The organism is Thermobacillus xylanilyticus (genome assembly GCF_907165215.1).
Lineage (GTDB): Bacteria > Bacillota > Bacilli > Paenibacillales > Paenibacillaceae > Thermobacillus > Thermobacillus xylanilyticus.
Window position 1 is genome coordinate 71230 of record NZ_CAJRAY010000018.1, and the last position, 15203, is coordinate 86432.

13 protein-coding genes are annotated in these 15203 nt (G+C 62.5%); 6 read left to right on the top strand and 7 right to left on the bottom strand.

Going from position 1 to position 15203, the window contains the following annotated elements; genetic code table 11:
* Window positions 1-32: 32 nt before the first annotated feature.
* Genes KJQ12_RS03675 through KJQ12_RS03685 form a run of 3 tightly spaced genes read left to right on the top strand, consistent with a single transcriptional unit; the run spans window position 33 to window position 4434 of the window.
* Window positions 33-929 carry a fumarylacetoacetate hydrolase family protein gene (locus tag KJQ12_RS03675; RefSeq protein WP_213483535.1) on the top strand — a complete coding sequence of 299 codons (897 nt, stop codon included), beginning with the start codon at window positions 33-35 and terminating at the stop codon, window positions 927-929.
* Window positions 930-954: 25 nt separating this feature from the next.
* Window positions 955-2412, top strand: coding sequence for an alpha-ketoglutaric semialdehyde dehydrogenase GucD (gene gucD, locus KJQ12_RS03680; protein WP_213483536.1), 1458 nt, complete (start codon window positions 955-957; stop codon window positions 2410-2412).
* Between the two features lie 12 nt (window positions 2413-2424).
* Complete coding sequence (locus KJQ12_RS03685) at window positions 2425-4434, top strand: YjhG/YagF family D-xylonate dehydratase (RefSeq protein WP_213483537.1); 2010 nt, start codon at window positions 2425-2427, stop codon at window positions 4432-4434.
* Window positions 4435-4704: 270 nt separating this feature from the next.
* Here KJQ12_RS03685 and deoC read toward each other — a convergent pair whose 3' ends face one another.
* The 7 genes from deoC to melA all read right to left on the bottom strand — a co-directional run bounded on the left by deoC (window position 4705) and on the right by melA (window position 12991).
* Window positions 4705-5397, bottom strand: coding sequence for a deoxyribose-phosphate aldolase (gene deoC, locus KJQ12_RS03690; RefSeq protein ID WP_244860398.1), 693 nt, complete (start codon window positions 5395-5397; stop codon window positions 4705-4707).
* Window positions 5398-5451: 54 nt separating this feature from the next.
* The gene (locus tag KJQ12_RS03695; protein WP_213483538.1) at window positions 5452-6501 is read right to left on the bottom strand and encodes a DNA-binding transcriptional repressor DeoR; all 1050 of its coding nucleotides are present in this window, start codon (window positions 6499-6501) and stop codon (window positions 5452-5454) included.
* Between the two features lie 25 nt (window positions 6502-6526).
* Window positions 6527-7492: an ABC transporter permease gene (locus KJQ12_RS03700; RefSeq protein WP_213483539.1), complete on the bottom strand. Its 966-nt coding sequence runs from the start codon at window positions 7490-7492 to the stop codon at window positions 6527-6529.
* 1 nt (window position 7493) lies between these two features.
* Window positions 7494-8564 carry an ABC transporter permease gene (locus tag KJQ12_RS03705; RefSeq protein WP_213483540.1) on the bottom strand — a complete coding sequence of 357 codons (1071 nt, stop codon included), beginning with the start codon at window positions 8562-8564 and terminating at the stop codon, window positions 7494-7496.
* Window positions 8561-10072, bottom strand: a complete 1512-nt coding sequence (locus KJQ12_RS03710) for an ABC transporter ATP-binding protein (protein ID WP_213483603.1) — start codon at window positions 10070-10072, stop codon at window positions 8561-8563. Before KJQ12_RS03710 ends, KJQ12_RS03705 begins: the two co-directional genes overlap by 4 nt.
* 108 nt (window positions 10073-10180) lie before the next feature.
* Window positions 10181-11275 carry a BMP family lipoprotein gene (locus KJQ12_RS03715; protein ID WP_280529246.1) on the bottom strand — a complete coding sequence of 365 codons (1095 nt, stop codon included), beginning with the start codon at window positions 11273-11275 and terminating at the stop codon, window positions 10181-10183.
* Window positions 11276-11692: 417 nt separating this feature from the next.
* Window positions 11693-12991 (bottom strand): alpha-glucosidase/alpha-galactosidase, encoded by a 1299-nt coding sequence (melA, locus tag KJQ12_RS03720; protein ID WP_213483541.1) that lies wholly within the window; start codon window positions 12989-12991, stop codon window positions 11693-11695.
* Window positions 12992-13201: 210 nt separating this feature from the next.
* Between melA and KJQ12_RS03725 the strand changes: the two genes are divergently transcribed.
* From KJQ12_RS03725 to KJQ12_RS03735, 3 genes are all read left to right on the top strand, one after another.
* Window positions 13202-13681, top strand: coding sequence for a DUF6530 family protein (locus KJQ12_RS03725; RefSeq protein WP_213483542.1), 480 nt, complete (start codon window positions 13202-13204; stop codon window positions 13679-13681).
* 1 nt (window position 13682) lies between these two features.
* A complete protein-coding gene (locus KJQ12_RS03730) occupies window positions 13683-14042 on the top strand; it encodes a GIY-YIG nuclease family protein (protein ID WP_213483543.1) in 360 nt (119 codons plus the stop codon).
* 222 nt (window positions 14043-14264) lie between these two features.
* On the top strand, window positions 14265-15182 hold the full coding sequence (locus tag KJQ12_RS03735) for a carbohydrate ABC transporter permease (protein WP_244860401.1): 918 nt from the start codon (window positions 14265-14267) through the stop codon (window positions 15180-15182).
* Window positions 15183-15203: the final 21 nt, after the last annotated feature.

Here is a 15203-nt window from a genome sequence, read left to right on the forward strand (position 1 = left end):
TCAAAAAAGATTATTTGAATGGAGTGAACCAGATGCGCATTATTCGTTACATCGGGGACGACGGAGCTGCGCGCCTCGCGGCGGTGACCGACGAGGAGCAGGCTTTCCCGCTCCGGTCGCCGGATTTCATGGCGCTGGTGCGGGAAGCGGACGAGGCGGGGATCACGCCGCTGGAAGCGGTGCGCCGTCAGATCGCGGGCGCACAGCCGCTGCCCGGCGACTGGCGCGAGTTGAACCTGCTGACGCCGGTGGATGCGCCCGAGGTGTGGGCGGCCGGCGTCACTTATGAGCGCAGCAAAGAAGCGCGCAACGAGGAGTCGAAGGGCGCCGCAACCGGCGACGAAACGTTCTACGACAAGGTGTACCGGGCCGAGCGGCCGGAGATTTTCTTCAAGTCGACGAGCGCCCGCACGGCGCGGCCGGGCACACCCGTCTGCATCCGCAGCGACTCGGACTGGCAGGTGCCCGAGCCGGAACTCGGCATCGTGCTGGACCGCGGCGGCCGCATCCTCGGCTACACGGTCGGCAACGACATGAGCTGCCGCGACATCGAGGGCGAGAACCCGCTCTATCTGCCGCAGGCGAAAATCTGGCGCCGCTCCTGTTCCATCGGTCCGGCGATCCGGCTGGCCGAAACCGTGCCGAATCCGTATGACCTGACGATCACCTGCCGCATCTATCGGGACGGTCAATTGGCGGTGAACGAGTCGGCCAATACGGGGCAGCTCCGGCGGAAGCTGGACGAACTGGCGTCCTTCCTCGTGCGGGACAACGTCGTTTTCGACGGCACCGTGCTGCTGACCGGCACCTGCATCGTGCCGCCCGACCGGTTCACGCTGCAGCCCGGCGACCGGATCGAGATCGACATTTCCGGCATCGGCACCCTGATCAACCCTGTCGCGGCGGCAGACGCCGCAATCCAGGATTAAGTCTCACAATCGGGAGGAATCATCGATGGCTAATGCCCCTGTTTTCCAAAACTACATCAACGGCGAATGGCGCGGCTCTTCCACCGGGGACACCGTTGCCAGCGTGAACCCGGCCAATCGCCATGACATTGTCGGCATCGTCCCGAATTCGAGCCGGGATGACCTCGAGAGCGCCGTGGCCGCGGCGGATGCGGCCCGCACGTCGTGGCGCAAGCTGGCGGGACCGGCGCGCGGCCAGCTGCTGTACAAGGCCGCGGACATCCTCGAAAGCCGGATCGACGACATCGCCGAGACGATGACGCGCGAGATGGGCAAAACGTTCGGCGAAGCGAAGGGCGAAACCGCGCGCGGCGTGGCCCTGCTCCGCTATTACGCCGGCGAAGGCATGCGCAAGGTCGGCGACGTCATCCCGGCCACCGACGCCTCGGCGCTCATGTTCACGACGCGCGTGCCGCTCGGCGTCGTCGGTGTCATCACGCCGTGGAACTTCCCCGTCGCCATTCCGGTATGGAAAATCGCCCCCGCCCTCGTCTACGGCAACACGGTCGTCTGGAAACCGGCGACGGAAACGGCGGTTACCGCGGCCAAGGTGGCGGCCTGCTTCCATGACGCCGGGCTGCCGGCGGGCGTGCTGAACCTCGTGATCGGCAGCGGCTCGGTCATCGGCCAGGGCATTGCCGACCACCCCGGCATCCATGGCGTCACATTCACCGGCTCGAACGCGGTCGGCAAGCGCATCGCCCAGGCGGCGCTCGCCCGCGGCGCGAAATACCAGCTCGAGATGGGCGGCAAAAACCCGGTCATCGTCCTGAAGGACGCCGATCTGGAGCTCGCGGTGAACGCGACGATCAGCGGCGGCCTCCGCTCGACCGGCCAGAAATGCACGGCCACGAGCCGCGTCATCGTGGAGAAGGAAATTTTCCCGGCCTTCCGGGAGAAGCTGCTGGAGAAGATCGCCGCGCTCAAAGTCGGGGACGGCATGGAGGCGTCGACCTGGCTCGGTCCGTGCGCGAGCGAGAGCCAGATGGAGACGGTGCTCGGCTACATCCGCAAGGGTGTCGAAGAAGGCGCCGAACTCTTGTGCGGGGGCGAACGGCTGCAGGAAGGCAAAATGGCGGACGGTTTCTTCGTGGCGCCGACCGTTTTTGACCGGGTGACGCCCGAGATGACGATCTTCCGGGAAGAGATTTTCGGGCCGGTGCTGGCGCTGGTGCAGGCGGAAAATCTGGAAGAAGCGCTCCGTCTCGCCAACGATTCGGAGTACGGCCTCAGCGCATCCATTTTCACGCGGGACATCGGCAGCATCCTGACCTTCATTCAAGACATGGACGCCGGGCTCGTGCGGGTGAACGAGGAGACGGCCGGCGTCGAACTGCAGGCGCCGTTCGGCGGCATGAAGAACTCCAGCTCGCATTCGCGCGAACAGGGCACGGCCGCGATCGAGTTCTATACCGCCATCAAGACCGTTTTCGTGAAGGGTTGAGGAGCGACCGCCATGTCTTCCGTTCTGGAAAAAATCCTCGGCCGCCCGGACGACGACGACTATCGCATCGACACGCACGCGCCCGGTCCGGACGGATCGCTGCCGCTGACGCCGGAGATGCTGCGCGAGAGCCCGAGCGGCGACCTGTTCGGCTGGTCGCAGAACGTCGGCATGGGCTGGGACCCCGCCCGGCTGCTCGGCCCGCAGGTGCTCATCCTCGGCACGCAGGGCGGCATCCGCGATGAGGACGGCCGGCCGGTGGCGCTCGGCTACCATACCGGCCACTGGGAGGTCGGCCTGCTGATGCGGGAAGCCGCGGAAGAAGTGGCCGGCCTGGGCGGCGTACCGTTCGCCGGGTACGTCAGCGACCCGTGCGACGGCCGCTCGCAGGGCACGACCGGCATGTTCGACTCGCTGCCGTACCGCAACGACGCGGCGATCGTCATCCGCCGGCTCATCCGCTCGCTGCCGACCCGGCGGGCGGTGCTCGGCGTCGCCACCTGCGACAAGGGGCTGCCGGCGATGATGCTCGGCTTGGCCGGCACACGGAATCTGCCGTCCGTCATCGTGCCCGGCGGGGTCACGCTGCCGCCGACGCGCGGAGAGGACGCCGGCAAAATCCAGACGATCGGCGTCCGGTTCGCGCGCGGCGAGCTCTCGCTGGAAGAGGCGGCCGACCTCGGCTGCCGGGCGTGCGCCACGCCGGGCGGCGGCTGCCAGTTCCTCGGCACCGCCGCGACCGCGCAGGTGGTCGCCGAGGCGCTCGGCCTGACGGTGCCGCACGCGGCGCTCGCCCCTTCGGGGCAGCGGGTCTGGGCGCAGATGGCGCGCCAATCCGCCCGCGCGGCGCTGCACATGGCGGAGAGCGGCCTGACCACGGGCCGCATCCTGACCGACGCGTCCATCCGCAACGCGATGGTCGTGCACGCCGCGTTCGGCGGCTCCACGAACCTGCTGCTGCACGTGCCCGCGATCGCGCACGCGGCCGGCCTGCGCGTGCCGGACGTCACCGACTGGACCGCGGTGAACCGGTCCGTGCCGCGCCTTGTCAGCGCGCTGCCGAACGGGCCGGTCCCCCACCCGACCGTGCGCGTCTTTCTGGCGGGCGGCGTGCCGGAGGTGATGCTCCATCTGCGGCGGCTCGGCCTGCTCGATGAGACCGTCCTGACGGTGACCGGCGAGACGCTCGGCGCCGTGCTGGACTGGTGGGAATCGTCCGAGCGGCGCCATCGGATGCGGCAGCACCTGCTGGAGCGGGACGGCGTCGACCCGGACACGGTCATCTATCCGCCGGAGAAGGCAAGCGCCGCCGGCCTGACGTCGACCGTCACCTTCCCGGTCGGCAACATCGCGCCGGAAGGCTCGGTCGTCAAGTCGGCGGCGATCGATCCGGCGCTGGTGGACGAGGACGGCGTGTACCGGCACGTGGGCCGGGCGAAGGTGTTCACCTCGGAACGGGCGGCGATCCGCGCGATCAAGGAAGGCCGCATCGTCGGCGGCGACATCCTCGTGCTGATCGGCTGCGGGCCGTCGGGCACCGGCATGGAGGAGACGTATCAGCTCACGTCGGCTTTGAAGCATTTGCCGTTCGACGGCAAGGTGTCGCTGCTCACCGACGCCCGGTTCTCCGGCGTGTCCACCGGCGCCTGCATCGGCCACATCGGCCCGGAGGCGCTGGCGGGCGGACCGCTCGGCAAGGTGCGGGACGGCGACTGGATCGACATCCGCATCGACCTGAACCGGCTGGAAGGCCGCATTGACATGGTCGGCGACGGCGAAGCTCCGGCGACCCCCGCCGAGGGGGCCGAGGTGCTGGCCCGGCGCGGGCCGCACCCGGACATGGCAAGCCATTCGCTGCTTCCGGACGACACGCGGCTGTGGGCCGCGCTGCAGGCGGCCAGCGGCGGCACGTGGCGCGGCTGCGTGTACGACGTCGACCGGATCATTGAAGTGCTGGAGGCGGGCGCGAAGGCGCTGGCCGCGGCGCGGGAAGCCGGCGGCGCGGTTGAAGACCGGCGTTAAAATCCGGCCGCGCAAATCTAACGGAACTGACAGCCGTTATTTGCTCCGGACAGATGCGATTCCCAAGTCTTGCGGAACTCAGAGGCGTTATCGCTGCCCGGACAGGCAATATATCGCCACCACAGACCAAATAGGTGCTTTCAGTTCCGTTAGATTTTCCAAAGGCGCAATTTCGGCGGAATAACGCCTCCTGGTTCCTTTAGCGCACCGTTCGAAGCGTTTACGGGGCACATGAAGCCGCAGGGCTTGTGAAATCAACGGAGCTCTGGCTCAGTATCCGCCGTCGCCCTGGCCGGACGACGCCATCGCCGCGCCGGAACTCGTGCCGATGCGGGTGGCCCCGGCGGCGATCATGCGGCGGGCGGTCTCGAGATCCCGCACGCCGCCGGACGCTTTCACGCCCATCTCCGGTCCGACCGTTCGCCGCATGAGGGCGATGTCCTCGACGGTCGCGCCGCCTGGTCCGAAGCCGGTCGACGTTTTCACATAATCCGCCCCGGCCGCTTTGCTGATCCGGCAGGCTTCGATCTTCTCCCCGTCCGTAAGCAGCCCCGTTTCCAGGATGACCTTGACGACGGCCCGGCCGCAGCACGCGGACACCACGCCCTCGATGTCCCGCTTCACGGCGTCGGCATCGCCGGATTTGAGCGCGCCGACATTCATCACCATGTCGATTTCCGTGGCGCCTCCGGCAATCGCGTCGCGCGCTTCGGCGATCTTCGCGAACGTGGTGGAAGCGCCCAGAGGAAAGCCGATGACGGTCGTGACGCCGACCCCGGAGCCGGCAAGCAGCTCGGCCGCCAGCGGCACCCAGTATGGATTGACGCATACCGTGGCGAAACCGTACATTTTCGCCTCTTCGCACAGCCGGACAATGTCCGGGCGGGAAGCGTCCGGTTTGAGCAGCGTATGATCGATTCTCCTGAATATCTCCTCCGGGGGGATCCGCATGGCTTGATCCATGACCTCGTGCCTCCTGTCGTCAGAACCCTCGTCCATGAACGGGAGAGCGGCCGTTCATTCTCCCGGCCCCCGATCAACGACCGGCTGCCTTTCGACCGGCGGCCTCCCGGCCGGAACCCGCTCGGCCTGCTGCCCCGCCCCTCCCGCATCCGGCTCTCCGTCCGGCTCACGCTCCAGCAAGGTTTTGGCCGTGAACTGGTCGGTGATCAGCACGTTCGGGTACTTCCCCCGCAGCGCGCCGTACACGGCCTCGACTTTGCACGGGCCTCCCGCCACCAGGATCGATTTTTCCTTGCGGCGCAGTTCGGACAGATCGATGCCGATGGTGCGGCGGTCCAGCTCTTCGCTGCAGAGGTTGCCGTTCATGTCAATGTAGCGGCAGCAGATGTCGCCGACCGCGCGGGAATAGACCACCTGCAAATCTTCGAAGTTGAAATAGCCCGCCCGGATCACCACCGAATCGTTGTCCGGAACGCCGACGGTGAACACGGCGATGTTGGTGTTTTTGCCCATATCCAAAATTTTGCGGATATGGCGGTCCGCCTCGATCGCCTGTTTGACCAGCATATGATCGACGATGGCGGGCAGCGGGAGAAAATGGGGCGTCGTGTTGAACGCCTTGCCGAACAGATGCACGATTTCGTAAGCGTACGTATCGGTCTCCGAATAGCTGACGCCGCCGTTCATCTGCACGATGCGGACGTTTCGCACGTGCTTGCTCTGCAGATTGACGGCCACTTCATGCAGCGTCGTGCCCCACGTGACGCCGATGGAATCGCCGTCCTTGACGATGTCGTGCAAATATCCGGCCGCCGCTTCGCCCAAATATTTCTTCACGATCCGGTTTTCGTTCTGCGGCGCGGAGACGACGACGGCCTTCTCCAGACCGTAACGCTCCTCCAGCCCGCGTGCGAGGATCTCGTTGTCCTGCGTCGGGTCCAGAATCTTGATCTGCACGATGCCTTCTTCTTTGGCCATCTGCAGCAGGCGCGACACCGTCGGCCGGGAAATGCCCAGCTTCTTGGCGATTTCCTGCTGGCTGTAGTCGAGCTGGTAGTACATTTTGGCCGCATCGACCATTTTTTTGAGCTTATCCGTTTCCATCCCTTACGTTCTCTTCTTTCCCATGCTATCTCTCGCCCTTCCGGTACGGCTTGCCGACGGCGCCGGGCGCCACCGCGCGGCCCACGAATCCCGCAAGCACGAGCACGGTCAGGATGTACGGGAACATGTAAATGAAATCGACCGGAATATAGTTGGTAATCCCGTACACCTGAAACACCGATTTCAACGCGGATGCGATGCCGAAGAACAGGGCGGCGAACATGCCCGCCACCGGCCGCCATTTGCCGAAGATAAGCGCGGCGAGCGCGATGAAGCCCTGTCCCGATATCGTATTGTGCGAGAAGTTGCTGGTCGTGGTCAGCGCGATCGTCGCGCCGCCCATCGCGGCAAGCGCGCCGCTGATCATGACCGCGGCGTACCGGACGCGGTACACGTTGATCGCCACGGAGTCGGCCGCTTTCGGATGTTCGCCGACCGCGCGAAGCCTTAAGCCCGCGGGCGTCTTGTACAGCACGAACGCCATGACGGCGACCAGCAGGAACGCGATGTAGCTGGTCGGATACGCGACGAACAGCGCCGGTCCCAGATAGGGGATGTCCGACAGCGCGGGGACAGCCCATTTCGAGAATACGTGCTTCAAGGTCGGCGTCTGGGCCGCCCCGTTCAGCAGCATTTTGCACAGGTAGATGGTGGCGCCTGCCGCCAGCAGGTTGAGCGCGACGCCGCTGACCACCTGGTCGGCCCGGAACGTGACCGAGGCCGCCGCATGCGGCAGCGCGAACACGGCTCCCGCAGCGATGGCGCAGACGAACCCGATCCAGGGCGCGCTTCCCCCGAGCCCCGCATTCGTCTCCAGAAAGTAGGTCACAATCGCCGCCGTGAACGCCCCGACCATCATCATGCCTTCCAGGGCGATGTTGACCACCCCGGAGCGTTCGGAGATGAGGCCGCCCAGCATGGCGAATACCAGCGCCGTGGCGAACACGATCGTGGTCTGAATCAAGTCGCTGGCTACCTGAAGCACCGCCATGCTAATGCACCGTCCCGTTCTTTTTTCTGAACCGCCGGATCAGCAGTTCCACCATGCCGCCGGCCGCCACGAAGAAAATAACCAGCGCGATGACGACATGAATCAGTTCTTCGGGAACGCCGGCGCCGAATTTCATGCCGGACGCGCCGTAGGTCAGCACCCCGATCAGCACGGCGCCGAGCACCACCCCGACAGCCGTGTTCCGCCCGATCAGCGCGACGGCGATGCCCATCAGGCCGTAGCCCGGAAACGCGGCGTTGATCGTCTGGTAATGGAACACGCCCATCACTTCGCAGGCGCCGCCGACGCCGGCGAACAGGCCGCTGATGAACATCGTCTTGACGAACGTGGATTTAACGTTGATGCCCGCGTATTCGGAAGCGTCCGGATTGAAGCCCACCGCGCGGAGCTCATAGCCCTGCCTTGTCTTCCACAGCACATAATAGAACAGCACGGAGAGGGCGAGTGCGATCAGGACGCCGTAGTGAATGCGCGCGTGGTCGAACAGTTCGGACAAGCCCGGCGATGACAGCCAGGCGCTCTCCTGGATATACTTCGAGCGCGCCATCCCTTTTTCAAGCAGGGCGGTGCGGACGATATAGTTCGCTGCGTGCAGGGCGATCCAGTTGAGCATGATCGTGGTGATCACCTCATGCACGCCGCGCGCCGCCTTCAGATACCCGACGATCGATCCCCACAGCCCGCCGGCCAGGGCGCTTGCGGCAAGCGCCAGCGGGACGTGGAGAAACCAGGGCGCATCCAGCAGCACCCCGACGCAGGCCGCGGCGACGGCGCCCATGATGAACTGCCCTTCCGCCCCGATGTTGAACAGTCCCGTCCGGAACGCGAAGGCCACCGCCAGACCGGTGAAGATGTACGGCGTAATCTGCCGGATCGTCTCGCCGAAGTTGTACATGTCCCCGAACGCTTTCGCGAACAGGGAGCCGTAGGCCAGGAACGGATTGTAATGGCCCGCCAGCATGATGACGGCGCCGAGGATCAGTCCGATCAGGATGGAGACAACGGGGATCAGCGTCGATTCGCTGAACAGTCGTTTGACGAATCCGGTCATGCGGTCTCCTCTCTTTCTCCCTTGTGGCCTCCGGACATCAGGAGACCGATCTCCTGCTCATTGGTCTTCCGCGGGTCCAGAATGCCGACGATCCGGCCTTCGTACATCACCGCGATGCGGTCCGACAGGTTCAGGATCTCATCCAGTTCCAGCGAATACAGCAGCACCGCCTTGCCTTTGTCGCGCTGTTCGATCAGCTTCCGGTGGATGAACTCGATCGCGCCCACATCGAGGCCGCGCGTGGGCTGCGTCGCGATGAGCAAGTCCGGCTCGCACGCGACTTCGCGCGCGACGATCACTTTCTGCTGGTTGCCGCCCGACAGCGCTCTGGCCGGCGTTTTCTCGTCCGGCGTCCGGATGTCGTATTCCCCGATCAGCCCGGCGGCGTGCCCGAAGATCTCGTCGTACCGCAGCAGGCCGCGTTTGCAGAACGGGGGAGCGTAATAGTTTTTCAGCACCAGATTTTCCCCGACGCAGAAATCAAGCACGAGCCCCCGCTTCTGCCGGTCCTCGGGAATATAGCCGACTTTCGCCTCCGCGATCCGGCGCGGGCTTTCGTTCTGAACCGCCCGGCCCCGCAGCCGGATTTCCCCGGACGACGCCTTGCGCAGTCCGGTGAGCACCTCGATCAATTCGCGCTGGCCGTTGCCTTCCACGCCCGCGATGCCGAGGATCTCGCCGCTCCGCACCTCCAGCGACAGCCCCCTCAGCGCCTGGCAGCCCCGGTCGTCGAAGGCCGTCAAGTTGTCGATCTCCAGAATCGTCTCGCCCGGCTGCGCTTCCTTCTTCTCGATGACGAAGCTGACGTTCCGCCCGACCATTTTCGCCGCCAGCTCCTCGGCCGTCGTGTCCCGGACGGGAAGGCTGTCCACCACCCTGCCGCGGCGAATGATCGTGACCCGGTCGGCGATCGCCATAATCTCCTTCAGCTTGTGGGTGATGAGGATGATCGTCTTGCCTTCGTCGGCCAATTTGCGCATGATCGCCATCAATTCCTGTATTTCCTGCGGCGTCAGCACGGCGGTCGGTTCGTCGAAAATGAGAATGTCCGCACCCCGGTACAGCGTTTTCAAAATTTCAACCCGCTGCTGCATCCCCACGGAGATTTCCCGGATCGTCCGATGCGGATCCACATGCAGCCCGTACTTGTCCGAAAGCTCCCCGATGCGGGCGAGCGCCTTCTTGTAGCTGATCATCACGCCTCTGCGCGGTTCGGCTCCGAGGATAATGTTCTGCAGGACGGTATAGGGTTCGACCAGCATGAAATGCTGGTGAATCATCCCGATCCCGAGGTCGATCGCCTTCTTCGGATCGGTGATTTTGACCGTCTGTCCGTGGATGCGGATTTCGCCTTCATCCGGCTGGTACAGGCCGAACAGGATGTTCATCAAGGTCGTCTTGCCCGCCCCGTTCTCGCCGAGCAGGGCGTGGATCTCGCCCTTTCGGACCTGCAGATGGATATCATCGTTGGCGACAATGCCGGGAAAGCGTTTGGCAATGCCCTTCATTTCCACGGCGAATTCGTTCGGCACCGGTTCATCCCCCGCTTGTGACGGCCGGGCGGCCGGGACGCATCCGTCCGCCGCCGCCCGACCGCAGTCTGGATCTGCTGTCTGTTACTCCGACGGCACCACAATTTCACCGCTGACGATTTTCTGCGCGTATTCATCCACTTGCTTCAAGACATCCTCGGGAACGTTCGGGTTGTTCTCCGGCAGGCCGACGCCGTTCTCCGCCAGGCCGAGCTCGGTCAGCCCCGGCTGGAACCGGCCGTTCACCAGATCGGCGCTGACTTGCACGACCGCCTGGTCCACCCGCTTCATCATGGAGGTCAGCGTAATGTCATGTCCGAAGGTGATGGACTGGTCCTTGTCCACGCCGATGACCCAGACGTCGCCTCCCGCTTTCTTCCGCTCGATGCCTTCGTTGAACACGCCGTCGCCCGTCGCGCCCGCCGCGTGGAAGATGATGTCCGCCCCGTCGTTGTAGAGGGTGGCCGCGGCCGCCTTGCCCTGGTCCGGCGCGTCGAAGGCGCCCGTGTAGTTGATGATGACGTTCGCGTCCGGATTGACGGCTTTCACGCCGGCCGTGAAACCGGCCTCGAACCGCTTGATGACGGGGATCTCCATGCCGCCCACGAAGCCGATCTTGTTCGTCTTGGTCATGAGGCCCGCCACGACGCCGACGAGATACGAACCTTCATGTTCCTTGAACGTGACCGAAGCGACGTTCGGCGCGTCCACCACCTGGTCGATGATGGCCAGCTTCGCGTCCGGATTCTGGTCGGCGACCTGCTTCACGGCGTCGCCCATCAGGAAGCCGATGCCCCAGGTCAGATCCGCTCCGTTCTTGACGAACTGGTTCAGGTTCGGCACGTAATCGGCATCGCTCTGGCTTTGCAGGTAATCCACCTTCGCGCCGTATTCCGACTCGAATTGCTGCAGGCCTTCCCAGGCGCTCTGGTTGAACGAGTTGTCGTTCACGCCGCCGACGTCGGTTACCATGACCACGTAATATTGTTTCTCCTCGCCGCCGGACGTTTCGTTCGATCCGGTCTCCGTCTGTTCGTTCTGCTGTCCGCCCTGCGTTTCCGGCGGCTGACCGCCGTTGTTCTGATTGTTGTCCGACTTTCCGCAGCCCGCCAGCACGAAGGTCAGCGCGAAAACTGCGGCAATGATGGCCATCCAGCTTCTTCTGCGCCAAATTGTCATTTGCAAAATCCCCTCTCCTGCTTAGTCATCACTTGAAACGAGAGTCATGCGGCAAATGTCCTTCGTCGTTGCCCGGATCGGTTGCGCCACGGTTCGCCCGACTGTTCACCCCCCTTGTCTGGTTAAGACGCCGTTATGCAAATTGAAAAATTGATAATATCCGCGATGAACAAACGTTCACTTCAAATTGCGCGAGGAATCGGAATTTTCAGTTATTTATTTGGGGATAAAACCACGATAAGTAAAAAACTTGTTATTATGCTGAACGTATGTAAATATAGAAATTTTTATTTTGTTCCAGTATATCCGAGACAGCCGGCAATGTAAATATTGTTTACATCGGCGCAGCACCGAAGCCAAAAAAAGGACGTGCCATGCACGTCCTGTTCAACGTTCGCGATGCTTTTTGGATGCTTTTTAATGGAACTTCGGCAGCCAATCGCCGTGCGCCTCGATCAGATCGTCGCACAGGGCGACGATGTCGTCGATCGACAGCTCGGCCGACGTGTGCGGGTCCAGCATCGCCGCGTGATAGATATGCTCCTTCTTCCGCGTAATCGCCGCTTCGATCGTCAGCAGCTGCGTATTGATGTTCGTCCGGTTCAGCGCGGCGAGCTGCGGCGGCAGATCGCCGACATACGTCGGCGTCACCCCGCTGGCGTCCACCAGACAGGGCACCTCGACGCAGGCTTCCTTCGGCAGATTCGTGATCAGCCCGGTGTTCATGACGTTGCCGCCGATCTTGAACGGCACATCCGTCTCGATCGCTTCAAAAATATAGGACGCATACTCATTCGAGCGCTGGTGCTCCAGATTGGCGTTATTGACGAGCGACTCCCGCATTTTTTTCCAGTCTTCAATCTGTTTCACGCAGCGGCGCGGATATTCGTCCAGCGGAATATTGTACTTCTCGATCAGCTCGGGATAATTCTTCTTGATGAAATACGGGTGGTACTCGGCGTTGTGCTCGGACGATTCCGTCACATAATAGCCGAAGCGGAACATCAACTCGAAGCGGACCATGTCGTCGTGCTTCTCTTTCTGCTTCTCCCGCGCCCGCCGCTTGATCTCGGGGTACAGGTCCTCCCCGTCCTTCGTCACTTCCAGCAGCCAGGCCATATGGTTGATGCCGGCGATCTTCCATTGCACGCCGGACGGGTCCATGCCCAGCGACTTGAACAGGTGCGGGACGCAAGCCTGCACGCTGTGGCACAGGCCGACGGTGCGGACGCCGCCGTATGTATTCATGACGTTCGTCAGCACGGCCATCGGGTTCGTGTAATTCAGGAACAGCGCGTCCGGGCACACTTCCTGGATGTCCCGCGCGAAATCAAGCATGACCGGGATCGTCCGCAGGTTCCGGAAAATGCCCCCGATCCCCACCGTGTCGCCGATCGTCTGGCGCAGCCCGTATTTCTTCGGCACTTCGAAGTCGGTGATCGTGCACGGGTCATAGCCGCCGACCTGGATCGCGTTGACGATGTATTTGGCTCCCCGCAGCGCTTCCTTCCGGTCGGTGTACGACTTGATGCGGCAGGTGCTGCCGGTCGTCGCCTTGAGATTGTTCAGCATGTTCTCCGAGTCTTTCAGCCGCTGGTGGTCGATATCGTACAGCGCCAGCTCGAATCCTTGCAGGGCCGGGGTCAGCATGCAGTCTCCGAGGACGTTTTTGGCGAAAACGGTGCTGCCGGCGCCGAGAAACGTGATCTTCGACAATGCGCTCATCCTCCATTCTGTAAGCGGTAATTTTGACTTGATTATAATGCCGGCACCGCGATCACACCATGGAAGTATGCCATCTTGATATGGAGAAATGTAGGGATCAATCTCCATTTGACACCCGTCCCCGCCCGCTGTACAATCAAAATAATGATTCAGTAATTTAGTAAATCAGTAATACCAATTAAACCACCGAGGCGATCACGCATGAAAATCCCCACCAACCTGAAACACAAACCGGTCATCGTCTGCGAAAACTACGAGAACGTCGACGGCAAATACGCCTATCGCTCGGACGCCAAGGGCCTTTCGCTGGGGCTGGCGCAATGGAACGACCGCGGCAAACTCGATATTTCCGCCAAGGTCTGGCGGCATACGGGCGGGAAATGGTCGCGGCAGTCGGAGGAATTGCCGCTGCACCGCGTGCTGGATCTCGCGATTCTCGTCTGCCGGGTGCAGCTGCATTTTCAGGACGCCCACCGGTACGAGAAGCTGTATGATCCGGAGAGCCCCCGAATCGACCGGGTCGGCCTGCAGGGCGACGCCATGACGGTGGAAGTGTGCACGGACAACGAGATGATCGACGAGGACATCCGCCTGTTCAGCCAGGCGCTGAGCCAGGAAGGCGAAATTCTCGGCGAGCGGCTGCGCGTCTTGTCAAGATTGCTGAAAGAGATGGGATATTGAAATGACCAATCGAAGAAAAGAACTGATCGAACAGTACAAACAGATGAAACCGGACATGGGCATCTTCCGGATTCGCCTGAAAGACGGCGGCAAGTGTTTCATCGAAACGTCCCAGAATCTGAAGGGCAAAATGAACAGCACGAGATTCCAGCTCGACGCGGGGAATCATCCCAACCAGGAGCTGCAGCGGGACTGGAAGCAGTACGGCGAGGGCCGCTTCGAATTCGAAGTGCTCGAGCTGCTGCCCTACGCCAAAGACGAATCCAAGACCGATTACACCGAGGAACTCGAGATCCTGAAACAGATTTGGGAAGAGAGACTGCTTCAACAGCAGTTCGAATTCTACAAGAAAAAAATATGACCGGCGGCCGCGGCGCATTGCCGCGGCCGTCTTGTCTTGCAGCGCATTCCTGCGAACCGTGCTGTGCAAGCCGGCTTTCAAACTTCCTTCCGCCCCTCCCGCCGCAAGTCAAAATTTTTTCAATCGGATCAAAAAAGTGGCAAGGCATGCCGCGCGCTTTCCCCTACAATGGAACACAACAGCCGAGAACAGAGAGGTGAACCGCGGATGGAAGCCGCCCCGATGCTGAGGAAAACGGCGCCGCGCAAAGCGCGGACAGGACGTCTGCAACGAAGGGAATCGCTCGCCGGCTGGCTGTTCGTCGCGCCGATGCTGCTCGGCATTTCCATCTTCACGCTGTTTCCGATTCTCATCATGCTCATCCTCAACTTCGCCGACTGGGATTTCGTGCTCGGGCTGGAGAAGTTCGCGTGGGCGGGGCTTGACAACTTCGGGCAGCTGCTGGACGACAGCCGATTCCACAAGACCTGGATGAACAACATGATCTTCATGTTCACCGTGCCGGTCTGCATGGCGATTTCGCTGCTGCTCGCGATCATCATCAACAAGCACGTGTTCCTGAAAGACTTCTTCAAGGTCGCCTACTTCATGCCGTACATCTCGAGCGTCGTCGCCGTCGCCGTCGTCTGGCAGGTGCTGTTCCACCCGTCGAAGGGGCCGGTGAACCAGTTCCTGCGGATGATCGGCATCTCCGACCCGCCGCGCTGGATCGCGGACCCGGACTGGGCGCTCCTCTCCGTCATGATGATCTCGATCTGGATTTCAATCGGGTTTAACATGATCGTGTACATGGCGGGGCTGCAGGCGATTCCGAAGGATCTGTACGAATCGGCCGAGATCGACGGCGCGGGCGGCTGGACGAAGTTCCGCAAGATCACGCTGCCGCTCATTTCGCCGACGACGTTCTTCCTGCTCATCACCGGCATCATCTACACGTTCAAGTCGTTCGACCTGATCGCCGTGCTGACGAAGGGCGGGCCGGCCGGCTCGACCAGCCTCATGGTCTGGTACATGTATGAAACCGCCTTCTTGAATCTGAAGATCGGCTACGCTTCCGCGATCGGCACCGTGCTGTTCATCAGCGTGCTCATCATCACCCTGGTTCAATGGGCCGGCCAGAAGAAATGGGTGAACTACTAAAGTGGAGGAACCGGGAGTGAA

Excerpts from the sequence above, each read along its gene's own strand:
- KJQ12_RS03675 (WP_213483535.1), top strand. The coding sequence starts at position 33 with ATGCGCATTATTCGTTACATCGGGGACGACGGAGCTGCGCGCCTCGCG.
- gucD (WP_213483536.1), top strand. The coding sequence starts at position 955 with ATGGCTAATGCCCCTGTTTTCCAAAACTACATCAACGGCGAATGGCGC.
- KJQ12_RS03685 (WP_213483537.1), top strand. The coding sequence starts at position 2,425 with ATGTCTTCCGTTCTGGAAAAAATCCTCGGCCGCCCGGACGACGACGAC.
- deoC (WP_244860398.1), bottom strand. The coding sequence starts at position 5,397 with ATGGATCAAGCCATGCGGATCCCCCCGGAGGAGATATTCAGGAGAATC.
- KJQ12_RS03695 (WP_213483538.1), bottom strand. The coding sequence starts at position 6,501 with ATGGAAACGGATAAGCTCAAAAAAATGGTCGATGCGGCCAAAATGTAC.
- KJQ12_RS03700 (WP_213483539.1), bottom strand. The coding sequence starts at position 7,492 with ATGGCGGTGCTTCAGGTAGCCAGCGACTTGATTCAGACCACGATCGTG.
- KJQ12_RS03705 (WP_213483540.1), bottom strand. The coding sequence starts at position 8,564 with ATGACCGGATTCGTCAAACGACTGTTCAGCGAATCGACGCTGATCCCC.
- KJQ12_RS03710 (WP_213483603.1), bottom strand. The coding sequence starts at position 10,072 with ATGAAGGGCATTGCCAAACGCTTTCCCGGCATTGTCGCCAACGATGAT.
- KJQ12_RS03715 (WP_280529246.1), bottom strand. The coding sequence starts at position 11,275 with ATGACAATTTGGCGCAGAAGAAGCTGGATGGCCATCATTGCCGCAGTT.
- KJQ12_RS03725 (WP_213483542.1), top strand. The coding sequence starts at position 13,202 with ATGAAAATCCCCACCAACCTGAAACACAAACCGGTCATCGTCTGCGAA.
- KJQ12_RS03730 (WP_213483543.1), top strand. The coding sequence starts at position 13,683 with ATGACCAATCGAAGAAAAGAACTGATCGAACAGTACAAACAGATGAAA.
- KJQ12_RS03735 (WP_244860401.1), top strand. The coding sequence starts at position 14,265 with ATGCTGAGGAAAACGGCGCCGCGCAAAGCGCGGACAGGACGTCTGCAA.